Source organism: Streptomyces sp. NPDC001717 (assembly GCF_042892775.1).
Taxonomy (GTDB): domain Bacteria; phylum Actinomycetota; class Actinomycetes; order Streptomycetales; family Streptomycetaceae; genus Streptomyces.
In genome coordinates this window covers 73,634-94,215 of sequence record NZ_JBIAUK010000006.1, presented here as the reverse complement: position 1 = coordinate 94,215, position 20,582 = coordinate 73,634, and the positions used below count along the sequence as shown (strand labels likewise).

17 protein-coding genes are annotated in these 20,582 nt (G+C 73.2%); 6 read left to right on the top strand and 11 right to left on the bottom strand.

The genetic code is table 11. The annotated features are described in order from the left end of the window. Nucleotides 1-186 precede the first annotated feature (186 nt). Together ACFYZL_RS13420 and ACFYZL_RS13415 are read right to left on the bottom strand one after the other, a co-directional pair. Complete coding sequence (locus ACFYZL_RS13420) at nucleotides 187-2,436, bottom strand: heavy metal translocating P-type ATPase (RefSeq protein ID WP_388678750.1); 2,250 nt, start codon at nucleotides 2,434-2,436, stop codon at nucleotides 187-189. 101 nt (nucleotides 2,437-2,537) lie between these two features. Next, entirely contained in the window at nucleotides 2,538-2,771 is a 234-nt protein-coding gene (locus ACFYZL_RS13415; RefSeq protein WP_384753845.1) for a heavy-metal-associated domain-containing protein, read from the bottom strand. Between the two features lie 160 nt (nucleotides 2,772-2,931). Here ACFYZL_RS13415 and ACFYZL_RS13410 point away from each other — a divergent pair, with 160 nt between their 5' ends. After that, nucleotides 2,932-4,167 carry a cation:proton antiporter gene (locus ACFYZL_RS13410; protein WP_388678746.1) on the top strand — a complete coding sequence of 412 codons (1,236 nt, stop codon included), beginning with the start codon at nucleotides 2,932-2,934 and terminating at the stop codon, nucleotides 4,165-4,167. Here ACFYZL_RS13410 and ACFYZL_RS13405 read toward each other — a convergent pair. Further along, the gene (locus tag ACFYZL_RS13405) at nucleotides 4,145-4,822 is read right to left on the bottom strand and encodes a TetR/AcrR family transcriptional regulator (protein WP_384753851.1); all 678 of its coding nucleotides are present in this window, start codon (nucleotides 4,820-4,822) and stop codon (nucleotides 4,145-4,147) included. The genes ACFYZL_RS13410 and ACFYZL_RS13405 overlap by 23 nt on opposite strands. Before the next feature lie 131 nt (nucleotides 4,823-4,953). On the opposite strand from ACFYZL_RS13405, the gene ACFYZL_RS13400 reads away from it, so the two are divergent. Next, nucleotides 4,954-7,239 carry an MMPL family transporter gene (locus tag ACFYZL_RS13400; protein ID WP_388678741.1) on the top strand — a complete coding sequence of 762 codons (2,286 nt, stop codon included), beginning with the start codon at nucleotides 4,954-4,956 and terminating at the stop codon, nucleotides 7,237-7,239. A gap of 90 nt (nucleotides 7,240-7,329) precedes the next feature. Here ACFYZL_RS13400 and ACFYZL_RS13395 read toward each other — a convergent pair whose 3' ends face one another. The 3 genes from ACFYZL_RS13395 to ACFYZL_RS13385 form a co-directional block, all read right to left on the bottom strand. Continuing rightward, nucleotides 7,330-7,530, bottom strand: coding sequence for a helix-turn-helix transcriptional regulator (locus ACFYZL_RS13395; RefSeq protein WP_384753856.1), 201 nt, complete (start codon nucleotides 7,528-7,530; stop codon nucleotides 7,330-7,332). A 233-nt stretch (nucleotides 7,531-7,763) separates the two neighbouring features. Continuing rightward, the gene (locus tag ACFYZL_RS13390) at nucleotides 7,764-8,780 is read right to left on the bottom strand and encodes a Gfo/Idh/MocA family protein (RefSeq protein ID WP_388678738.1); all 1,017 of its coding nucleotides are present in this window, start codon (nucleotides 8,778-8,780) and stop codon (nucleotides 7,764-7,766) included. An 18-nt stretch (nucleotides 8,781-8,798) separates the two neighbouring features. Then, nucleotides 8,799-9,713: a sugar phosphate isomerase/epimerase family protein gene (locus tag ACFYZL_RS13385; RefSeq protein ID WP_388678736.1), complete on the bottom strand. Its 915-nt coding sequence runs from the start codon at nucleotides 9,711-9,713 to the stop codon at nucleotides 8,799-8,801. A 41-nt stretch (nucleotides 9,714-9,754) separates the two neighbouring features. Here ACFYZL_RS13385 and iolC point away from each other — a divergent pair, with 41 nt between their 5' ends. The 4 genes from iolC to ACFYZL_RS13365 are packed head-to-tail and all read left to right on the top strand — an operon-like array spanning nucleotide 9,755 to nucleotide 15,173. Then, nucleotides 9,755-10,729, top strand: coding sequence for a 5-dehydro-2-deoxygluconokinase (gene iolC / locus ACFYZL_RS13380; protein WP_388678733.1), 975 nt, complete (start codon nucleotides 9,755-9,757; stop codon nucleotides 10,727-10,729). Between the two features lie 7 nt (nucleotides 10,730-10,736). Further along, nucleotides 10,737-11,795 (top strand): 5-deoxy-glucuronate isomerase, encoded by a 1,059-nt coding sequence (gene iolB, locus ACFYZL_RS13375; RefSeq protein ID WP_388678730.1) that lies wholly within the window; start codon nucleotides 10,737-10,739, stop codon nucleotides 11,793-11,795. Next, nucleotides 11,792-13,660, top strand: coding sequence for a 3D-(3,5/4)-trihydroxycyclohexane-1,2-dione acylhydrolase (decyclizing) (gene iolD, locus ACFYZL_RS13370; protein WP_388678727.1), 1,869 nt, complete (start codon nucleotides 11,792-11,794; stop codon nucleotides 13,658-13,660). Before iolB ends, iolD begins: the two co-directional genes overlap by 4 nt. A 13-nt stretch (nucleotides 13,661-13,673) precedes the next feature. Then, the gene (locus tag ACFYZL_RS13365) at nucleotides 13,674-15,173 is read left to right on the top strand and encodes a CoA-acylating methylmalonate-semialdehyde dehydrogenase (protein ID WP_384758549.1); all 1,500 of its coding nucleotides are present in this window, start codon (nucleotides 13,674-13,676) and stop codon (nucleotides 15,171-15,173) included. Between the two features lie 123 nt (nucleotides 15,174-15,296). Here the strand turns inward: ACFYZL_RS13365 and ACFYZL_RS13360 are convergent, their stop codons facing one another. The 5 genes from ACFYZL_RS13360 to ACFYZL_RS13340 all read right to left on the bottom strand — a co-directional run bounded on the left by ACFYZL_RS13360 (nucleotide 15,297) and on the right by ACFYZL_RS13340 (nucleotide 20,570). Next, nucleotides 15,297-16,328: a WxL protein peptidoglycan domain-containing protein gene (locus tag ACFYZL_RS13360; RefSeq protein ID WP_388678724.1), complete on the bottom strand. Its 1,032-nt coding sequence runs from the start codon at nucleotides 16,326-16,328 to the stop codon at nucleotides 15,297-15,299. Between the two features lie 300 nt (nucleotides 16,329-16,628). Further along, entirely contained in the window at nucleotides 16,629-17,918 is a 1,290-nt protein-coding gene (locus ACFYZL_RS13355; protein WP_388678721.1) for a hypothetical protein, read from the bottom strand. 202 nt (nucleotides 17,919-18,120) lie between these two features. Continuing rightward, the gene (locus tag ACFYZL_RS13350; RefSeq protein ID WP_388678718.1) at nucleotides 18,121-19,305 is read right to left on the bottom strand and encodes a S8 family serine peptidase; all 1,185 of its coding nucleotides are present in this window, start codon (nucleotides 19,303-19,305) and stop codon (nucleotides 18,121-18,123) included. Nucleotides 19,306-19,394: 89 nt separating this feature from the next. Then, the gene (locus ACFYZL_RS13345; RefSeq protein WP_388679060.1) at nucleotides 19,395-19,838 is read right to left on the bottom strand and encodes a GNAT family N-acetyltransferase; all 444 of its coding nucleotides are present in this window, start codon (nucleotides 19,836-19,838) and stop codon (nucleotides 19,395-19,397) included. Nucleotides 19,839-19,871: 33 nt separating this feature from the next. Beyond that, entirely contained in the window at nucleotides 19,872-20,570 is a 699-nt protein-coding gene (locus tag ACFYZL_RS13340; protein ID WP_388678715.1) for a 4'-phosphopantetheinyl transferase family protein, read from the bottom strand. Nucleotides 20,571-20,582 lie beyond the last annotated feature (12 nt).

Here is a 20,582-nt window from a genome sequence, read left to right as displayed (position 1 = left end):
TGCACGGGACGGCCGCTCAAGGCTTCCCGCGGCACGAATCCCGGCCGGCCGATACCCCTGGACGTCCCCCAAGACGTTCCTGGCATCGCCCCATTAGACCCACGACGACCCCGGATGGTTACGTTGTCGTCACTGTGATCTGCGTCTCCCGTGAAGGAACGGTGTGGGCCGTGGGGAGGTCGTCCACTACCGGAAGGAACGCAGCCGCAGGCTGTTGGTCACCACGAAGACCGAGGAGAAGGCCATCGCGGCCCCCGCGATCATCGGGTTGAGCAGTCCGGCCGCCGCCAGCGGCAGCGCCGCAACGTTGTAGCCGAACGCCCAGAACAGGTTGCCCTTGATGGTGGCCAGGGTCCGGCGCGACAGCCGGATCGCGTCCGCGGCCACCCGCAGGTCGCCCCGTACGAGGGTCAGGTCCCCGGCCTCGATGGCCGCGTCGGTGCCGGTGCCCATGGCCAGGCCCAGGTCCGCCTGGGCCAGGGCGGCCGCGTCGTTGACCCCGTCGCCGACCATGGCGACCGTACGGCCCTGCGCCTGGAGGCGTCGTACGACGTCCACCTTGTCCTGCGGGAGCACCTCGGCGATCACCTCGTCGATGCCCACCTCGCGGGCCACCGTCTCGGCGACGGCCTTGTTGTCACCGGTCAGCAGGACCGGGGTCAGGCCCAGCGCCCGCAGCCGGGCCACCGCCTCGGCGCTGGTCTCCTTGACCGCGTCGGCCACGGTCAGGACCCCGCGCGCCTCGCCGTCCCAGGCGACCAGCACGGCGGTGCTTCCCGCGGCCTCGGCGGCCGCCTTGGCCCCGGCGAGGCCCTCCGGCAGGGAGATCGCCCAGTCGGCGAGCAGTCGCTCGCGGCCCACCAGGACCGCGTGCCCGTCCACCACGCCCTGCACGCCGAGGCCCGCGACGTTCTCGAAGCCCTCGGGGACCGGCAGGGCGCCCGCCCGCTCGGCCGCGCCGCCGGCGACGGCCCGGGCGATCGGGTGCTCGGAGGCGTGCTCCAGGGAGCCGGCCAGCCGCAGCAGCTCCTTCTCGTCCACGCCCTCGGCGGTGTGCACCTCGGCCAGGGTCATCCGGCCGGTGGTCACGGTCCCGGTCTTGTCCAGGACGACGGTGTCCACGCGGCGGGTGGACTCCAGCACCTCGGGGCCCTTGATCAGGATGCCGAGCTGGGCGCCCCGGCCGGTGCCGACCATCAGCGCGGTCGGGGTGGCCAGGCCCAGGGCGCACGGGCAGGCGATGATCAGGACGGCCACGGCGGCGGAGAAGGCGGCGGTGGCGTCGTCGGTGGCGAGCAGCCAGACGGCCCAGGTGCCGAGCGCCAGGACCAGCACGATCGGCACGAAGATCCCGGAGATCCGGTCCGCGAGGCGCTGCACCTCGGCCTTGCCGTTCTGCGCGTCCTCGACGAGCCGGGCCATCCGGGAGAGCTGGGTGTCGGCGCCGATCCGGGTGGCCTCGACGACCAGGCGCCCGGAGGTGTTGACGGTGGCGCCGGTGACGGAGTCCCCGGCGGTGACCTCGACCGGAACCGACTCGCCGGTCAGCATGGAGGCGTCCACGGCGGAGCTGCCCTCGACGACCGTGCCGTCGGTGGCGATCTTCTCGCCGGGGCGGACGACGAACCGGTCGCCGACCACGAGCTGCGCCACGGGGATCCGCACCTCGGCGCCGCCGCGCAGCACGGCCACGTCCTTGGCCCCGAGCTCCAGCAGCGCCTTCAGGGCGGCGCCGGCCTTCCGCTTGGAGCGGGCCTCCAGGTAGCGGCCGAGCAGGATGAAGGAGACGACTCCCGCCGCGACCTCCAGGTAGATGGCCGAGGAGCCGTCCGTACGGGAGATGGTCAGGTCGAACCCGTGCCGCATGCCGGGCATGCCCGCGTGGCCGAAGAACAGGGCCCACAGCGACCAGGCGAAGGCGGCCAGGGTGCCGACCGAGACGAGGGTGTCCATGGTGGCGGCGCCGTGCCGGGCGTTGGTCCAGGCGGCCTTGTGGAACGGGTACGCGCCCCAGACCACGACGGGGGCGGCCAGGGTCAGCGAGAGCCACTGCCAGTTGTCGAACTGGAGGGACGGGACCATCGAGAGCAGGACGACGGGCAGCGCGAGCGCGACGGAGACGAGCAGCCGGTGGCGCAGGGCGGCGAGCTCGGGGTCGCGGGGGACCTCGGTCTCCTCCTGCTCGGGGAGCGGCTCCGGCGGCGGGGGCTCCTCGGCGGTGTACCCGGTCTTCACGACGGTGGCGATCAGGTCGGCGACCCGGACGTCACCGCGGTAGGAGACTTTCGCCTTCTCGGTGGCGAAGTTCACCGTGGCCTCGACGCCGTCCATCCGGTTGAGCTTCTTCTCGATCCGGGCCGCGCAGGAGGCGCAGGTCATCCCGCCGATCGAGAGTTCCACCGCCGCTATGGGCCCGTCGTGCACTGTGCTGCTCATCTTCCGGCTCCAGGGGGAGGGCCGGGCCGTACGGAACCAGTATGAGCCGGTCGGTACGGCCCGGCGGAAATCTGCGGGGTCCTGCGGATCCTGCGGGTGCCTCAGACCTGGCCGACGAGCTCGTAGCCGGCCTCGTCGATCGCGGCGCGGACGTCCTCCTCGGCGAGCGGGGCGCCGGAGACCACGGTGACCTCGCCGGTCGCGGCGACGGCCTTGACCGAGTCGACGCCGGGCAGCGCGCTGAGCTCGGTGGTCACCGAACCCTCGCAGTGCCCGCAGCTCATGCCGCTCACGCGGTAGACGGTGGTGGTCCGGGTGTCCGTCTCGGCGGTCATGTCGTTCTCCTCTTCAGGGCGTACGTGTCCGGTCGCCGGAGGCGATGGATTCCTCCACCGTCCCCCCGACCCTTCGAGACTATACCCCTGGGGGGTATAAATGCGAGCCCCGCGTCTTCAAAACTGGCCGGTATGGCGGAACTGTACGTAAATGGCCGATATGGATCAGCCCGGAAGCCTCGTCCTCATCATGGCCGTCGCCGTGCTCGCCCCCCTGCTGGCCTACGGCGTCTCCCGGTGGCTGGCCGTACCGCTGGTGATCTTCGAGATCCTGCTGGGGATCCTGATCGGCCCCGACGTCCTCGGGTGGGCGCACACCGGCGGGGTCATCGACGTACTGGGCAATCTCGGCCTCGCCATGCTGATCTTCCTGGCCGGCTACGAGCTCGAATTCGACCGGGTCAAAGGGGACACCCTCAAGCGGTCGGTGTGGGCCTGGCTGATCTCCCTCGTGCTGGGCCTGGGCGTCGGGATCCTGCTCGCCCACGGCGGCGGTTTCGACAAGGGCGTCTACGTCGGAACGGCGCTCACCAGCACCGCGCTGGGCACGATCCTGCCCGTGCTGCGGGACGCCGGCGACCTCCGGAGCCGGTTCGGCTCCGTGATGATGGCGATGGGGACCGTCGGCGAGTTCGGGCCGATCATCGCCATGGCCGTGCTGCTCGGCGGACGGGCCCCGGCGCGGTCGGCGGTGCTGCTGGGCGCCTTCGCGGTGCTGACGGCGGCTGCCGTGTTCTGGGCGCTGCGCCCCAAGCCGCCCTGGTTCGGCACGGTCATCGCCAAGACCCTGCACAGCAGTGCGCAGTTCGCGGTGCGGCTGGTCGTCCTGCTGCTGGTGTCGATGCTGGCGCTGGCCCAGGTGCTCGGGCTCGACATCCTGCTCGGGGCCTTCGCGGCCGGCCTCGTCACCCGGCTCGTGCTCCACGGGGCGGCCCCGGAGAGCAGCGCGACCGTGCTGTCGAAGGTCGAGGCCATGGGATTCGGCTTCCTGGTGCCGGTGTTCTTCGTGGTCACCGGGATCGAGTTCGACCTGAAGGCGCTCCTCGCGGGCGGCCGGGAGCTCCTGCTGCTGCCGCTGTTCCTGCTGCTGTTCCTGGTGGTGCGCGGGCTGCCGATCCGGCTGCTGGCCCCCGCGGACCTGCGGGGGAGCGACCGGTCGGCGCTGGTGCTGTTCGGGTCCACGGCGCTGCCGTTGGTGGTCGCGATCACCACGCTCGGGGTGCAGGACGGGAAGGTGACGCCGGGCGAGGCCGCCGCGCTGGTGGGTGCGGGGATGGTGTCCGTGTTGGTGTTCCCGCTGCTGGGGATGAGGCTGCGGGACCGGAGCCGGTCGGCGGGGGAGCGCGCTGCGGAGGTCCCCCGCGGGGAGCGGGTCAGCGGCAGCGAGTCGTGGTGACGATCGGCTCCAGGTAGCGCAGCAGGACGGTCTTCAGCTCGGCGACGTACGCGTCGCGTTCGGCCCCCTCGTGGGCCAGGATCAGGTCCAGGGACGCCTTGAAGATGCCCAGGACCATGTTCGCGACGTGGTCGAGCTCGATCGGCTCGACCTCGGGGGCGAGGGAGTGCAGGGCGGTGCGGACCTGCGCGCTCATGCCGGCGTGCAGCTCCTCGTGCTCCTTGTCGATGCCCCCGGGGACCCCGGAGCCGTGCATGAGGGCCCAGAAGGCCGGGTTCTCGCAGTTGAAGGCGATCAGCGGGTCCAGTACGGCGTCCAGCGCCTCGGGCAGGGGGAGGCTCAGGTTCTCGGCCAGGAAGGCCTGGCCGTGCGTCTCCCGGGCGTGGCTCAGGAGCCGGCCGCCGAGCTCGATCGCGATGGCCTCCTTGTTCGGGAAGAACTGGTAGAGCGTGCCCGGCGACACGCCGGCCTCGCGGGCGATGGCGTTGGTGCTGGCGGCGGCGTAGCCGGTACGGCAGAACACCCCGGCGGCGGCGGCCAGGAGCTGGGCGATCCGGCGCTCGCCCCGTGCCTGGCGGCGGCGCGGCGCGGTGCTCGCCTCGGCCTCGGCGACCTGCTCGCTTTCGGCGGTTTTGTCCTTGCTTGTCCTCGGCATGTCCAATCCCCTGCTTCCCGTGGGTGATTGACAAACACGAGTGGTCGCTCGCATTCTGAGGAAACGCGAGCGACTGCTCGTGTTTGCCAGTCTATTCGGCCTGGCAATCACGGTGAAGGGGACACCGAGTCATGTCCGAAGTCAAGAAACCGCCGTCGTCCGGGGAGAGCGGCGGGTGGACCCGGTTCGTCACGGCCCGGCCGCGGCTCTCGCTGCTGCTCGCCCTGGTGGTCACGGCACTGGCCGTGTTCGTGGGCGGTGGCGTCGCCGAGCGGATGAGCAGTGGCGGATGGGAGGACCCGGACGCACAGTCCACCTACGCCGCCGCGGCCCTGGAGCGCGAGTTCCCGGCCTCGCAGCCCAATCTGCTGCTGCTCGTCGACGCCGGGCCGGGCGTCGGAGCGGCCGGGGTGGACGATCCCGCTGTCACCGCCGAGGCCGAGCGGCTCACCGCCCTCCTCGCCGGAGAGAAGGGGGTCGTCGGCGTCGGCTCGTACTGGCGCACTCGGCTGCCCGCGCTGCGCTCCGAGGACGGCCGGCAGGCCCTGATCGCGGCCCGGGTGCTGGGCGACCAGAAGACCGCCACCGAGGTGCTGGACCGGATCACCCCCCGCTACCGGGGCGAACACGGGCCGGTGAGGGTCTCCCTTGGCGGCCCCGTCGCGGTCCAGGCCGAGGTGACCACCACCATCCAGGAGGACCTCCTGCGCGCGGAGCTGATCGCCCTGCCGGTCACCCTCGTCCTGCTCGTCCTCGTCTTCGGCAGCGCCATCGCGGCCCTGCTGCCGCTCGGCGTCGGCATCGTGGCCATCCTGGGCACCAACGCGGTGCTGCGCGGCCTCACCGAGTTCACCGAGGTCTCCGTCTTCGCCCAGAACCTGACCACCGCGCTCGGCCTCGGACTCGCCATCGACTACGCCCTGTTCATCGTCCGCAGGTTCCGTGAGGAGCTCGCCGCCGGACAGGACCCGGCGGGCGCCGTCGGCACCACCCTGCGCACCGCCGGGCGCACCGTGCTCTTCTCGGCGCTGACCGTCGCGGTCGCCCTCTCCGCCATGGCGTTCTTCCCGATGTCCTTCCTGAGGTCCTTCGCCTACGCCGGAGTGGCGGTGGTGCTCCTCGCGGCGGCGGCCGCGCTGGTCCTGCTGCCCGCCGCCCTGATCCTGCTCGGCGAACGGGTCAACTCCCTCGATCTGCGACGCCTGTGGCGGCGTGGGCGCGCTTCGGGCGCCCCGTCCGGCGCCCCGTCCGGCGCCCCGTCCGGTGCCGCGGTGGAGACCGGTCGGGGCTGGGGGCGGGCGGCGGGCCTGGTGATGCGCCGGGCCCCCCTGTTCGCGGTCGCCACCACGGCAGGGCTGCTGCTCCTCGGACTCCCCTTCCTCGGCGTCAAGTTCGGCACCGTCGACGACCGGCAGCTGCCGAAGACCGCCGAGTCGCACGTGGTCCAGCAGCAGATCCGGGACGCCTTCCCGGGCAGCCCCGGCGGCGGGCTCACCGTGCTCGCCGAGGGGGCCTCCGGCCCCGCCGAGCTCACCGCCTACCGGGAGCGGCTGGCGGCCCTGCCCGGGGTGGTCCGCATCGACGGGCCGGTGAGCACCGGTCCCGAGGCGCGGTACGCGTACTTCTCGGTCATCGCGCAAGGCGAGGGAGTGGGTCCCCGGGCCCAGGACCTCGTCGGTGAGGTGCGGAAGGTCGATCCCGGCTTCCGGACCTCCGTGGCGGGCCAGGCGGCGCGGCTCGTCGACACCAAGGCGGCCATCGCGGACGCCCTTCCCACCGCCCTGGCCCTGGTGGCCCTGGCCACCCTGCTGCTGGTCTTCCTGCTCACCGGAAGCCTGCTCATACCGCTCCAGGCGGTACTGCTCAACGCCCTCAGCCTGACCGCGATGTTCGGAGCGGTGGTGTGGGTCTTCCAGGAGGGCAACCTCTCCGGACTGCTCTCCTTCACCTCCACCGGGGACATCGAGACCACGCTGCCGGTCCTGATGTTCTGCATCGCCTTCGGACTGTCCATGGACTACGGGGTGTTCCTCATATCCCGGATCAAGGAGGAGTACGACCGGACCGGGGACCACGAGGGAGCCGTACGGACCGGCCTGGCCCGCACCGGCGGGCTGATCACCGCGGCGGCCCTGATCCTGGCCGTGGTGATGGTGGCCATCGGCACCTCGCGGGTCACCAACACCAAGATGCTGGGACTCGGAATCGCGCTGGCGGTGCTGATGGACGCCATGATCGTGCGCAGCCTCCTCGTCCCGGCGGTCATGAAGCTGACCGGGAAGGCCACCTGGTGGGCGCCGGGCCCGCTGCGCAGGCTGCACGAGAGGTTCGGACTGAGCGAAGGGGAGGCCGCCGCTCCTCCCGTCCGGCCGGAGCCCCTGCCGGAGGAGGAGAAGGTGCCCGTCGGGACGGCGTAGCGCCGGGGGTTGGGCCGCGCGGTCGGCCGGCCGACCCACAGGCCGCGGGACGGGGGGTGGTCGGGCCCCCGTCCCGCGGCCGGGTGCGGATCAGTCCGCGCCGCGGCCCCGGTTGCCGGGGCGCCGGGCCACCCACGCCCTGACCGTGTCGGCGTACCAGTAGGGCTTGCCGCCCTCCACATGGTCGGGCGGGGGAAGGAGTCCGTGCTTGCGGTAGGAGCGCACCGTGTCCGGCTGGACCCGGATGTGGGCGGCGATCTCCTTGTACGACCACAACTGTCGGTCGCTCATGCCAGACGACACCTCCTCGTCCACGTGGCCGGGTCGGCCGGGAGGCCGTCGGGGGAGCCGGCGCGTGGACACTGCCGATCACTCGCGTTGTGCCCGGGGAACGACGCGGGGCGAGGGCAGGGGAGGGGTTGTCGAACCCCTGTGACGGAAGACCCGCGTAATGCGGACACGCGTGACACGGCGGCGACCCCTGTGACGGATACGGCACAGGGGTGCACGAGGGGTGCGGGGGCTCAGCCCCCGTACAGGGGCGGGCGCCCCGCCAGCTCCACCTCGGTCCGCACGCCGGTCCGCGCGGCCGCGAGGCCCGCCTCCGAGACGGCCGCCGCCGCGTAGCCGTCCCAGGCGTCGGGCCCCGCCACCCCGCCGCGAGCCGCCGCGGCCACCCAGCGGCGCAGCTGGCGGTCGTAGGCGTCGGCGAAGCGCACCGTGAAGTCCTGGTCGATCTCCCCGCCCCAGCGGCCCCCCGACTGCACCACCATCGCGTGGCCGTCACCGATCCGGGCGCTGCCCGACTCGCCCACCGCCTCGCACTGCACCTGGTAGCCGAAACCGCAGTTCACGAAGATCTCCACGTCGACGACGGCCCCGCCGGAGGTCTCCAACAGCACCAGCCGCGGATCGCGCAGCCCCTCCGGGGCGGCCGCCGTGGGCCGCGGGGAGAGCACGGTGACGGCCGTGATCTCCTGCCCCAGCAGCCAGCGGGCCGCGTCCACCTCGTGCACCACCGAATCGCTGATCAGCATGGAGCTGGTGAAGAACGACGGCGAGGAGGCGTTGCGGTGCCGGCAGTGCAGGAACAGCGGCCGCCCGATCCCGCCCGCGTCCAGCAGCCCCTTCAGCCGCTCGTACTCGGCGTCGAACCGCCGCATGAAACCCACCTGCACCAGGCGCCGCCCCAACCGCTGCTCGGCTTCCATGATCCGCAGCGCCCCCTCCGGATCCGGGGTCAGCGGCTTCTCGCACAGCACCGGCAACCCCCGGTCCAGGGCGTGCAGGACCGCCTCCTCGTGGGCGGGCCCCGGCGAGGCGATCAGTACGGCCCCGACCCCGGGTGCGGCCATCGCGGCCGCCGGGTCGGTGTGCGCGCTCGCCCCCTCCAGGGCGCCCGCGACCTCCTTGACCCGGTCCCCGTCGGGATCGGCCACGGCCACCACCCGGGCCCCGCCGACGCTCCGCCCGATCCGGCGGACGTGGTCGGCGCCCATCTTGCCCGTACCGATGACGGCGATGCCGAGCGTGCTGCTCATGGTCGTCTCCTTCGAGGGTCAGCGGGCGCCGCAGGAGCGCAGGTAGTCGCGGGTGCGTCGGGCGATCGGCAGCGGCCGGTCGGGCGGGCAGGGGTACATGTCCTGCTCGACGATGGCGAAGAGGTCCACGCCGAGCCGTTCGGCGGCGGCGAGCACCGGCTCCAGCGCCGGCACGCCCGACGGCGGCTCGCACATCACCCCGCGCCCCACGGCCGGCCCGAAGGGCAGCTCCTGCGCGACGACTTCGGCGAGGACCCGCGGGTCCACCTGCTTGAGGTGGAGGTAGCCGATGCGCTCGGCGAAGGTCTCGATGGCCTGCACGCTGTCGCCGCCGCAGTACGCGTAGTGCCCCGTGTCCAGGCAGAGGGAGACCAGCTCGGGATCGGTGGCGTCGAGGAAACGGGCCACGTTCGCCGGGGTGTCGATGTGGGTGTCCGCGTGCGGATGGACCACGATCCGCAACCCGTACCGGTCCCGGACCTCCCGGCCCAGGCGCTCGGTCTGGGAGGCCAGTTCACGCCATTGGGAGGCGGAGAGGGTGCGGTCCTCCAGCATCTCGCCGGTCTTGTCGTCCCGCCAGAAGGAGGGGATGACGACGAGGTGAGCCGCGCCCATCGCCCGCGTCAGCTCCGCGATCCGCGACACGTGCTCCCAGGTGGCCTCCCACACGGCGGGCCCGTGATGGAGTCCGGTGAAGACCGTGCCGGCCGAGACCCGCAGCCCGCGCTTGGCCGTCTCCTCGGCGAGCCGGGCGGGATCGGTGGGCAGATAGCCGTACGGGCCGAGCTCGATCCACTCGTACCCGGCGTCCGCGACCTCGTCGAGGAAGCGCTCCCAAGGGGTCTGCCGGGGGTCGTCGGGAAACCAGACACCCCAGGAGTCCGGAGCCGAACCGACACGGATACGGGTCAACGCGGGCGGGGAGGACGTCATAACGGCCACCTTAGGGTGGGAAGCGAGCGGGAGGACTGACTGTGACCGGGACCAGGACCGGCGATCCGTTGGAGTTCGACCTGATCACCATGGGCCGGATCGGGGTGGATCTCTACCCGTTGACGACCGGCGTATCTCTGGCCGAGGCGGAGACCTTCGGCAGGTTCCTGGGCGGCTCCCCGGCCAACGTCGCCGTCGCGGCCGCCCGGCTCGGGCGGCGTACGGCACTGATCAGCCGCACCGGGGCGGACCCCTTCGGCGGGTATCTCCGCACGGAGCTCGAGGCGTTCGGGGTGGACGGCCGGTGGGTGACGGAGGTCCCCGGGCTGCCGACTCCGATCACCTTCTGCGAGATGTTCCCGCCGGATTCCTTTCCGCTCTACTTCTACCGGCTGCCCAAGGCACCCGACCTGGAGATCGCGGCGGAGGAAGTGGACCTGGCGGCGGTGCGGGCCGCGAAGGTGTTCTGGATGACCGGGACGGGGCTGAGCGAGGAGCCCTCGCGGGGAGCCACGCTGGCCGCGCTGGAGGCACGCGGGCGCGGGGCCGGGGTCACGGTCTTCGATCTGGACTGGCGGCCGATGCTGTGGCGGGAGAAGCCGGAGCCGTACTACGAACGGGCGTTGGCGGGGGCGACGGTGGCCGTCGGGAACCCGGAGGAGTGCGAGATCGCCACGGGGCGGTCCGACCCCTACGAGGCCGCCGCGGCACTGCTGGAGGCCGGGGTGGCACTGGCCGTGGTCAAGCGCGGCCCGCAGGGCGTGCTGGCGGTCCACCGGGACGGGACGGCGGCGGAGGTCCCGGCGGTACGGGTGGATGTGGTGAACGGGCTGGGCGCGGGGGACGCGTTCGGCGGGGCGCTGTGCCACGGGCTGCTGGCGGGGTGGCCGCTGGAGGCGGTGGTGCGGTACGCGAACGCGGCGGGGGCGATCGTCGCCTCGCGGCTGGCGTGTTCGACGGCGATGCCGTTCCCGTCCGAGGTGGAGGAGGTGCTGGGGCGTGCCGGTGGTGTCTGAGTGGGGGATGGAATGGACGAGGCTGGTGGTCCTCGACCTCGCGCCGGGAGAGGAGTACGCGCACGAGTGCGGGGATTCCGAGTGGATCGTGCTGCCGCTGTCCGGCGGGTGCGAGGTCCGCTGCGCCGAGCCGGGGGCCGGGGCGGGACCGGAAGGCGCGGCGCGGCCGGGAGCCCGGGGCTCCGCCCCGGACCCCGCGCCTCAAACGCCGGCGGGGCTGGAGTTTGCCCGGCAGGGGCCGGATGCACCGGCTGCAGCCGACAGGCGGCATCGGCCATATCCAGCCCCGCCGGCGTTTGAGGCGCGGGGGTCTGGGGGCGGAGCCCACAGTTTCGGGAAGGGGCGGGGTGGGGGAAGCCCCGCAGGGCCCGCCACGCCACCGGTGACCTTCGAACTGCGCGGGCGAAGCGGGGTGTTCGGCGGGGTCACCGACTTCGTGTACCTGCCCCGGGACGGGCGGGCGGAGATCGAGGCGGCGGAAGGAGGCCGGTTCGCGCTCGCCGGCGCCCGGTGCGAGGCGCGACTGCCCGCGCGGTACGGGCCGGCCGCGGACGTGCCCGTCGAGCTGCGCGGGGCCGGCCAGTGCTCCCGGCAGGTCCACAACTTCGGGGCCGCCGGCGTCTTCCCCGCCGACCGGCTCATCGCCGTCGAGGTGCTCACCCCCGGCGGGAACTGGTCCTCGTACCCGCCCCACAAGCACGACACCCACCTCCCCGGCGAGGAATCCCGCCTGGAGGAGATCTACTACTTCGAGATCGCGCCCCACGGGAACACCCCCGGAGTCGGGTACCAGCGCGTCACGCCCTCTCCCGCGGGGAAGACCGACATCCTGGCGGAAGTCAGGAGCGGGGACGCGGTGCTGATCCCCGACGGCTGGCACGGGCCGTCCATCGCCGCGCCCGGGCACGACATGTACTACCTGAACGTGATGGCCGGGCCGCCCGGCGAGCCCCGGGAGTGGCTGATCCGGGACCACCCCGAGCACGCCTGGATCCGCGGCAGCTGGGACGGCCAGGAGGTCGACCCCCGGCTGCCCTTCCACCGAGCGGAGGACGAAGCACGATGAGGCTCACCGTCGCACAGGCGCTCGTACGGTTCCTGAGCCGGCAGTACACCGAGCGCGACGGGCGCCGGCACCGGCTGATCGCCGCCACCTGGGGGATCTTCGGGCACGGGAACGTCGCCGGGATCGGTCAGGCGCTGCTGGAGACCGGCGCCCGGGACATGCCCTTCTTCCAGGGGCGCAACGAGCAGGCCATGGTGCACGCCGCCGTCGGGTACGCCCGGCAGAGCGGACGGCTGTCCGCCCACGCCGTGACCACCTCCATCGGGCCCGGCGCCACCAACCTCGTCACCGGCGCGGCCGGGGCGACGATCAACCGGATCCCGGTGCTCCTGCTGCCCGGGGACACCTTCGCGACCCGGCCCGCCGATCCCGTGCTCCAGCAGCTGGAGGTGCAGGAGGCGGGTGACGTATCCGTCAACGACACGCTGCGGCCCGTCTCCCGGTACTTCGACCGGATCACCCGCCCCGAGGCCCTGATCCCGGCCGCCCTCCAGGCCGTGCGGGTGCTCACCGACCCCGTGCGGACCGGCGCGGTCACCCTCGCGCTGCCGCAGGACGTCCAGGCAGAGGCGTACGACTGGCCGGAGGAGTTCTTCGCCGAGCGGGTGTGGGGCGTGCGCCGGCCCCGACCCGATCGCGCCGAGCTCGACGCGGCCGCCGCCGCCGTACGGGCCTCCCTGCGGCCCCTGATCGTCGCGGGCGGCGGGATCCGGCACAGCGCGGCCGGGGCGGCGCTGGCGGAGTTCGCCGAGGCCACCGGGATCCCCGTGGCCACGACCCAGGCGGGCAAGGGCGTGCTCCCGTACGACCACCCGGCCGAAGTCGGCGGGATCGGGCACACGGGCACCGCCACCGCCGCCGCGCTGGCCCGGCAGGCCGATCTGGTGATCGCCGCCGGGACCAGGCTGACGGACTTCACCACCGCCTCCGCGACCCTCTTCCAGAACCCGGCCGTCCGGTTCGTCGGACTGAACGTGGATCCGTACGACGCCCACAAACTCGCCGCCCTGCCCCTGGTCGCCGATGCCAGGGAGGGGCTGGGTGAACTCCGCGACGCGGTCGCCGGGTACCGGGTGGATCCCGCGTACACGGCCTCGTACGGGGAGGGGAAGCGCGAGTGGGAGCGGCGGGTCGACGCCGCCTGGAGCGCGGGCGACGAGGAGCTGCCGCCCACCCAGGCCCAGGTGCTCGGGCTGCTCGACGGGCTGGTGGACGCGAGCGACATCCTCGTGGGCGCCGCCGGCTCGCTCCCCGGGGACCTGCACAAGCTGTGGCGGGCCCGTTCGGCCGACCAGTACCACCTGGAGTACGGCTACTCCTGCATGGGCTACGAGATCCCGGCCGCCATCGGGGTGGCGCTGGCCGCGCCCGGGCGCCCGGTGTGGGCGCTGGTCGGCGACGGGACGTACCTGATGAACCCGACCGAGATCGTCACCGCCGTGCAGGAGGGCGTCCCGATCAAGGTGGTCGTCCTCGACAACCACGGGTACGCCTCGATCGGGGGGCTCTCGCGGGCCGTGGGAGGGGAGGGCTTCGCCACCGGGTACCGCTTCCGGGCGCCCGACGGCTCCTACGGCGGGGACCCCCTTCCGGTGGACCTCGCGGCGAACGCGGCCTCCCTCGGGATGGCCGTGATACGCGCCCGTACCGTGCGTGACCTGCGGGAAGCCCTGGCCGAGGCGCGCTCGGCAACATGTCCCACATGTGTCTACGTACAGACCCGAACGCCCGACACTGTGTCGGGCCCGCCCCCCGCGCAGGCGTGGTGGGATGTTCCTGTGGCCGAGACCGCGAACCGCAAAGCGGCGGCCCAGGCCCGTGAAGAGTACGACCGGCAAGCCGCTCAGCGACGTCGCCATCTGTGAAGGAGCAAGGCACATGAAGACCGTCAACCACTGGATCGGTGGCAAGACCGTCGAGGGCGCTTCGGGCAACTACGGCCCGGTCACCGACCCGGCGACCGGCGAGGTCACCACGCAGGTCGCGCTCGCCTCGGCCGAAGAGGTCGACGCGGCGGTGCGGGTCGCCAAGGAGGCGTACCTGAGCTGGGGCCAGTCCTCGCTGGCCGCCCGCACCAAGGTGCTCTTCGCCTACCGCGCCCTGCTGGACGCCAACCGCGACGCCATCGCCGAGCTGATCGTCGCCGAGCACGGCAAGGTCCACTCGGACGCGCTGGGCGAGGTCGCCCGCGGTCTGGAGATCGTCGAGCTGGCCTGCGGGATCACCACGCAGCTCAAGGGCGAGCTGTCGACGTCGGTGTCCAACCGCGTGGACGTCTCCTCGATCCGCCAGCCGCTGGGCGTCGTCGCGGGCATCACGCCCTTCAACTTCCCGGCGATGGTTCCGATGTGGATGTTCCCGCTGGCCGTGGCCTGCGGAAACACCTTCATCCTCAAGCCGAGCGAGAAGGACCCGTCGGCCGCCAACAAGCTGGCCGAGCTGGCCACCGAGGCCGGACTGCCGGCGGGCGTGCTGAACGTCGTCCACGGTGACAAGGTCGCCGTCGACGCGCTGCTCTCGCACCCCGACATCGCGGCCGTCTCCTTCGTGGGCTCGACCCCGATCGCCCGCCACATCCACACCACGGCCTCCGCCAACGGCAAGCGCGTACAGGCCCTGGGCGGCGCCAAGAACCACATGCTGGTGCTGCCGGACGCCGACCTGGACGCGGCCGCCGACGCGGCGGTCTCCGCGGCCTACGGCTCCGCGGGCGAGCGCTGCATGGCGATCTCCGCCGTCGTGGCCGTCGGCTCCATCGCCGACGAGCTGGTCGAGAAGATCCGCGAGCGCGCCGAGAAGATCAAGATCGGCCCCGGCAACGACGCGACCTCGGAGATGGGCCCGCTGATCACGGCCGCCCACCGCGACAAGGTCGCCTCGTACGTCAAGGGCGCGGCCGACCAGGGCGCCGACGTGGTCCTGGACGGCACCGGCTACACGGTGGACGGCTTCGAGAACGGCCACTGGATCGGCCTGTCGCTGCTCGACAACGTGAAGACCGACTCCGACGCCTACCGCGACGAGATCTTCGGCCCGGTGCTGTGCGTGCTGCGCGCGGAGACCTACGAGGAGGGCGTGGCCCTCATCAACGCCTCGCCGTTCGGCAACGGCACCGCGATCTTCACCCGTGACGGCGGCGCCGCCCGCCGCTTCCAGCTGGAGATCGAGGCGGGCATGGTCGGCGTCAACGTGCCGATCCCGGTGCCGGTGGGCTACCACTCCTTCGGCGGTTGGAAGGACTCGCTCTTCGGCGACCACCACATCTACGGCAACGACGGCATCCACTTCTACACCCGCGGCAAGGTCGTCACGACCCGCTGGCCGGACCCGTCCGAGGGCCACATCGGCGTGGACCTGGGCTTCCCCCGCAACCACTGACCGATCGGGCACGCGCCCGCCCCGCAGGACCGCTCGCCCCCCGCAACCCTCACCGCGGGGGGCGAGTCCGTTCGTACCGGGGCCGGGACAGGTGCCGGGACAGGGGCCGGGTCAAGGGCCGCGTCAGTGGGTGTGCGCCAGGTCCCGCTCGGCGTCCGGCTGGTCCTGACCCCGCGCCGAGCGGGAGCGCCGGCGCAGGACCAGGAAGGTCGTCAGCGCGCCGGCGAGTACGAGGAGCAGCCCGACGGCGGGCCACGGAACGGCCACGAAGTCCGTCTCGGACGCGGAGACCAGCTCGGGGTAGGTCGTCGCCCCGGCGGTGATCCTCACGGTCACCCAGTCCGACTGGGGGGCGTCGGGCCACGGTTCGGTGAGCTCGATCCGCTGGCCGGGCAGCAGCGCCAGCTTCAGCTCCCGAGCCGGCCGGTCCAGCACGCTCCGCCCGAACAGGCCCTCGGCGGACACCGTCACCTTGGGGTCGACGACCACGTTGCCCCGGTTGACCAGCGTGTACGTGATGGTGGCGCGGGCGTCCTTGACCCAGGGCAGCAGCGGCGCCGACCGGTCGACCTTCACGTCCTCCACGCTGAGCCCGGGCGTCAGCGGGCCGGGCACCCGGAAGTACAGCCGGGCGCCCACCGAGCGCCGCACGCCGACCTGGACCTTGCCCTCCTGCTGTATGCCCTCCACGGCGGTGTTGAGGGCGACGATCCCGCCCACGTGGTCGCCGGGCGTCGCGTCCGCCGGGACCTTCACGGTGAACGGCACGTCCTTGCGGCCCTTGGCCGGCACGGTGACGGTGGAGGCGGTCTCGGGCGGCAGCGCGATCCACGTGCCGACGTCCTTGGGCTTCGTCTCCGCGGGCAGCAGCGCGAAGGCGCCGCCCGAGGGGGTGTTGACGGCGTCGGTGGCGAAGATCTGGAACGTCAGCTCCTTGTCGGAGGAGTTCAGGATCGTGACGCTGTCGTCGACGGAGGTCCCGGCCTGGCCCTGGTGGAAGAAGTAGGCGCGGTCGGTCATCGCCGCTCCGGCGGGGGGCGTGGGGAAGACCCCCCAGGTGCCGTTGTCCGCCGCGGTCGCGGTGGCGGCCGGGAGCAGCCCCACGCCCAGCAGCAGGCCGATGAGCAGACCGTACAGAGAGGTGCGGGTGCGCATGGGAGGTTCTCCAGTCGGCGCGGAAGTGGGAAAGGGGTGGTGGGGGGGGGGGGGGGGGGCCCCCCCCCCCGCGGCCCCCCCCCCGGCCCCCCCCCCCGCCCCGGCCGCCCCCCCCCCCGCCGCCCCCCGGGGGGGGGGGGGGGGGGGGGGGGGGCGCCCCGCCCCCCCGGGGGGCGGCGGGGGCGCCCGGCGCCCCCCCCCCCCCCCCCCCCCCCACCACCCTGGGCCGAGCAGACCGTGCACCCGTACGTCCTCGCGTCCTCACGTCCGTACGGGTCCACGGGTGTACGGGTGTACGGGTTACGCGATGGAGAAGGTGACCACCGACTGGTAGGTGTCGGCGAACATGAACGGCGGGAGCTGGATCATCCCCGCGCCGCCGACGGCGAACTCGCCACCGGTCAGCTCGTCCCCGCCGGCGCTCTGCGAGGCGACCTTCATCGGAACGTCGGTGATCGCCCCGGGCGCGCCCGCGGTGCAGGTGCTCGGGCTGTCCGGGTTGGTGACGGTGCAGGACGGCTGGATGCCGATCTGCGCCTTCGCCATCGAGTGGCCGGTCGTCGCGTTCAGGAACGGCGTACGGGTCGCCGTCACGTCCCAGCCGAGCGAGCCGCCGCGGAAGTCCTGGACGGTCGCGGCGTTGAACATGCCGACCACCGACTGGGACTTGCCGTTGATGGTGACCGAGCCGAAGCTGACGGCCGGCTGGCCGTCCTTCGGGCCGAGCGCCAGCGGTCCGGGCAGGACCTCCACGTCGACCGGGTTCTTCACCCCGGTCGCCTTCTCGACGAAGACGAACGACTTGGAGGTCGTCGCACCGTCGATCTTGATCGCGTCGGCCTTCTTGGTGACCGTGATGTTGCAGGTGGCGACGCCGGCGGCGTCGGCCGTGCCCGTACCGGTGTCACCGGTCGCCGCGCCCGCGAGCAGGGCGGAGCAGGTGACGGCGCCCGCCGGGAAGTTGGCGCCGGTGGCGACGACGACGGTGCCCGCCTCGCCGCTGTTGGGCGTCAGCTTCGTGGTGACCGGGTCCTTGGGCAGGGCCTCCACCGCGACCGAGCCGACCGTGGCGCTCGGGCGGGGCTTCGGGGTGCAGACGGTGGTGAAGATCGAGCCGCCGAGGTTGGCGTCCGTGACCATCTGGTCGATCTTGACGTCGACCGTCGTGCCCTCGGTGCCGTCCGGGATCTTGATGGTGCCGTCGACCGGGCCCGGGTCCAGGGGGACGCCCGGGGTGACGGTGACCGTCTCGGGGGCACCGGTCACGGTCTGCGGGGCCCCGTTGACCAGCAGGGCGACCTTGGTGGTGTTCACGGTGGTCACCGCGAACGCGGGTATGAGCGGGCTGGCGCCCGGGTCGATCTTGATCGGGACGACGTCCCCGGCCTTGGCGCCGTCGGGGAGGGTGACCGTGAAGTTCTGGTTGCCGGATCCGTCGGCCTGCGGCGCGGGGGCGTCGCACTCCACGAACACGGCTGTGGTCTTGGTCGCGGCCTGAGCCGTCCCCGCCAGGCCCACGACGCCACCTGTGAGGGCCAGGGACAATGCGCCCGCCCCGGCCAGCACTCTTCGTCGGAACGTTGTACTCACTGGGTCGCGACTCCTTCGTCAGACGAACCCTCCCCCCACCCGCTGTGTGGGGGAGGTCGAGCCGGTGCGGTGGCCGATATTGACGCGTCGTCGCGATGAGAAGTCAATGGCTTGTTTTCGTGCGAAGCACACAGAAATTGATGGGCCATCAGGGAGAGTCTGATGGCCCATCGGATACCGACCGGTCGGGGTGCGACGTCCGCTAACGGTCGGTCGGGGTGTGCAGCAGCAGGTTCGGGGTGCCCGCCGGGACGCCGGCCAGGCGGTCCGGGACGGCCGAGCGCAGCAGGGTGGCGGTGACCTGGGCCGGGGTCTTCGCCACTCCCTCCGCCAGGACCAGCGCGGCCACCCCCGCCGCGTGCGGGGCCGCCATCGACGTGCCGGAGGCCCGGGCCGTGGCGGTGGCGGAGCCCTTCCACGCCGAGACGATCGCCGCGCCCGGGGCGACGAGGTCCACGCAGGAGCCGTGGCTGGAGAACGGGGCCCACCGGTCGGCGTTGTCGCTCGCGGCGACCGTGAGGACCTCCGGCACGGCCGCGGGGGAGCCGGAACACGCGTCCTCGGCGTCGTTGCCGGCGGCCGCGGTGAAGGTGATCCCGGAGGCGACGGCGCGGGCCGCCGCCTTGTCGAGGGCGCGGCTGCGGGTGCCGCCCATGCTCATGTTGGCCACCGCCGGGGTGCCCGGATGCCTGGCGGCGTCCTTCACCATCCATTCCACGCCCTTGAGCATGCCGGAAAGCCGTCCGGAGCCCCGGCAGTTTGCCACCTTCACCGAGACCAGGGACACGCCCTTCGCGACCCCGAAGGTCCTGCCGCCCACCGTCCCCGCGACGTGCGTGCCGTGGCCGTTGCAGTCGCCGGAGCGCTCCATGAACACCGCGTTGTAGCCGTTGCGGGCACGGCCGCCGAACTCCCGGTGGGCCAGGTTGATCCCGGTGTCCAGGACGTAGACGGTGACGCCCCGTCCGTTCGTCGCGTACGTGTACGAGCCGTCGAGGGGCAGCTCGCGCTGATCGAGTCGGTCCAGCGCCCAGGGCGGCCGCTGCTGGGTGTCGGAGACGCGGAACTCCGCGTCCGGTTCCACCGAGGCCACCCGGGGGTCGGCGGCCAGGGCGGCGGCGCGGGCGGGGGTGGTGCGGACGGCGAAGCCGCTCAGGGCGGCGTCGTAGACGGCGTCGACCTCGTCACCCGCCTGCGCGGCCTCGGCGGCCAGGGCGCCGGCGCGGGCGGGGGCGCGGGAGCCGGCGGCGGCGTCCTTCAGGACGACGACGTAGGCGGCGGTGGGGGATTCGGCGTCGGGGGCATCGGAGTACGGCGTCGGGGCGGGGGACGTGCCGGCAGCCGCGAGGAGCGCGACGGCCGGCAGGAGGGCGGCGAATGGGGTCATGCCGCCGATGCTCGGCGAGCGGCGGCACGGGCGCGCGGAGGGTGCGCCGACTGGCGGCACGACACGCCGCCGCGAGGGTGCGTCCGCCGCTACCGCGCCAGGGGCCAGCCGCGCATCGAGAAGGTGCCCTCGTCGACGGCGCCGGCGGCGTCGTAGGTGGCCAGGGCGGCGTCGTTGTCGGTGCCCACGCCCACCCACATGCCGTAACAGCCGCGCGCCTTCGCCTCGTCGGCCAGGGCGAGCGTGAGCGCGCGGCCGATCCCGCGGCGGCGGTAACCCTCGTCCACGGAGAGTTCGTAGAGGCACATCTCGGTGCCCTTGTCGGGGTGGGTCATCTCCATGCCCGAGACCATTCCGGCCGGCACGCCGTCCACGTAGGCGATGAGCATCAGATGGCCCGGGGCGGCGAGGAACCGCTCCGACCACTCGGGGCGGGCGGGCGCGTCGAACAGGGACTCGGCAGCGGTGAGCTCGGCGGGGCTCGTGGCCCGGCGGATGTCCATGGCGGCCACGATAACGGCGGCGTGACGGATGGTCGGGGGGATCTCCCCCGGCGTGGCGGCCGCCTACGCGTGGACGGCGAGGGCCGCCGCGTAGGCGGGCGGGCACGGGAGGTCCGTCAGGAGCCAGTCCGGGACCGGGGCGGGGGAGGGGCCCGCACCCACGTACGGCTCGACGAGGCCGAGGCCGATCCCGGTGCCGATCCCCTTCAGGCAGGCCTCCTTGCGGGCCCATACGCGGGCCAGCGCGGCCGGCCGGTCCGCCTCCGGCAGGGCGGTCAGTTCGGCGGTCTCCGCCGGGTGCAGGGCGCCCAGTACGTCGGCCACCGCCCGCCCGCCCGGCACCTCCTCGATGTCGACGCCCACCGGCACCGGCGCGAGCGCGACGTACGCCACGTCGCCGCTGTGCGAGAGCGAGAAGTGCACCCCGCCCCCGGCCACCGCGGGCCGGCCGTGCGGGCCGCCGCAGCCCGGGCAGTCCTCCCGGACCAGGACGACCTCCGCCGGGGCCAGCCCCAGCCGGCCGCCGAGCAGCAACCGCAGCCCGATGTGCGAGGCGACGTACCGGTGTCGATCGGCGGGCTGCCGTCTGCGCCCGGCCTGATCCAGTTCGGCCGCGTCGAGCACCCGCGCCGCCTCGGCGACGGGCAGCCCGCCGACCACGTCCAGCCGGGTGTCCAGGGACCACACGGCCACCGCCGCGCCCCCGGCGAGCGGGCCGGTCCCGAGCGCCTCGCCGCCGAGCTGCCTCACGTAATCGATCACCCGCCCGAGCCT

Excerpts from the sequence above, each read along its gene's own strand:
- ACFYZL_RS13405 (WP_384753851.1), bottom strand. The coding sequence starts at position 4,822 with ATGCCGAGGACAAGCAAGGACAAAACCGCCGAAAGCGAGCAGGTCGCC.
- ACFYZL_RS13390 (WP_388678738.1), bottom strand. The coding sequence starts at position 8,780 with ATGAGCAGCACGCTCGGCATCGCCGTCATCGGTACGGGCAAGATGGGC.
- iolB (WP_388678730.1), top strand. The coding sequence starts at position 10,737 with ATGGAATGGACGAGGCTGGTGGTCCTCGACCTCGCGCCGGGAGAGGAG.
- ACFYZL_RS13420 (WP_388678750.1), bottom strand. The coding sequence starts at position 2,436 with ATGAGCAGCACAGTGCACGACGGGCCCATAGCGGCGGTGGAACTCTCG.
- ACFYZL_RS13400 (WP_388678741.1), top strand. The coding sequence starts at position 4,954 with ATGTCCGAAGTCAAGAAACCGCCGTCGTCCGGGGAGAGCGGCGGGTGG.
- ACFYZL_RS13395 (WP_384753856.1), bottom strand. The coding sequence starts at position 7,530 with ATGAGCGACCGACAGTTGTGGTCGTACAAGGAGATCGCCGCCCACATC.
- ACFYZL_RS13360 (WP_388678724.1), bottom strand. The coding sequence starts at position 16,328 with ATGCGCACCCGCACCTCTCTGTACGGTCTGCTCATCGGCCTGCTGCTG.
- ACFYZL_RS13385 (WP_388678736.1), bottom strand. The coding sequence starts at position 9,713 with ATGACGTCCTCCCCGCCCGCGTTGACCCGTATCCGTGTCGGTTCGGCT.
- ACFYZL_RS13415 (WP_384753845.1), bottom strand. The coding sequence starts at position 2,771 with ATGACCGCCGAGACGGACACCCGGACCACCACCGTCTACCGCGTGAGC.
- ACFYZL_RS13365 (WP_384758549.1), top strand. The coding sequence starts at position 13,674 with ATGAAGACCGTCAACCACTGGATCGGTGGCAAGACCGTCGAGGGCGCT.
- ACFYZL_RS13410 (WP_388678746.1), top strand. The coding sequence starts at position 2,932 with ATGGATCAGCCCGGAAGCCTCGTCCTCATCATGGCCGTCGCCGTGCTC.
- ACFYZL_RS13350 (WP_388678718.1), bottom strand. The coding sequence starts at position 19,305 with ATGACCCCATTCGCCGCCCTCCTGCCGGCCGTCGCGCTCCTCGCGGCT.
- iolD (WP_388678727.1), top strand. The coding sequence starts at position 11,792 with ATGAGGCTCACCGTCGCACAGGCGCTCGTACGGTTCCTGAGCCGGCAG.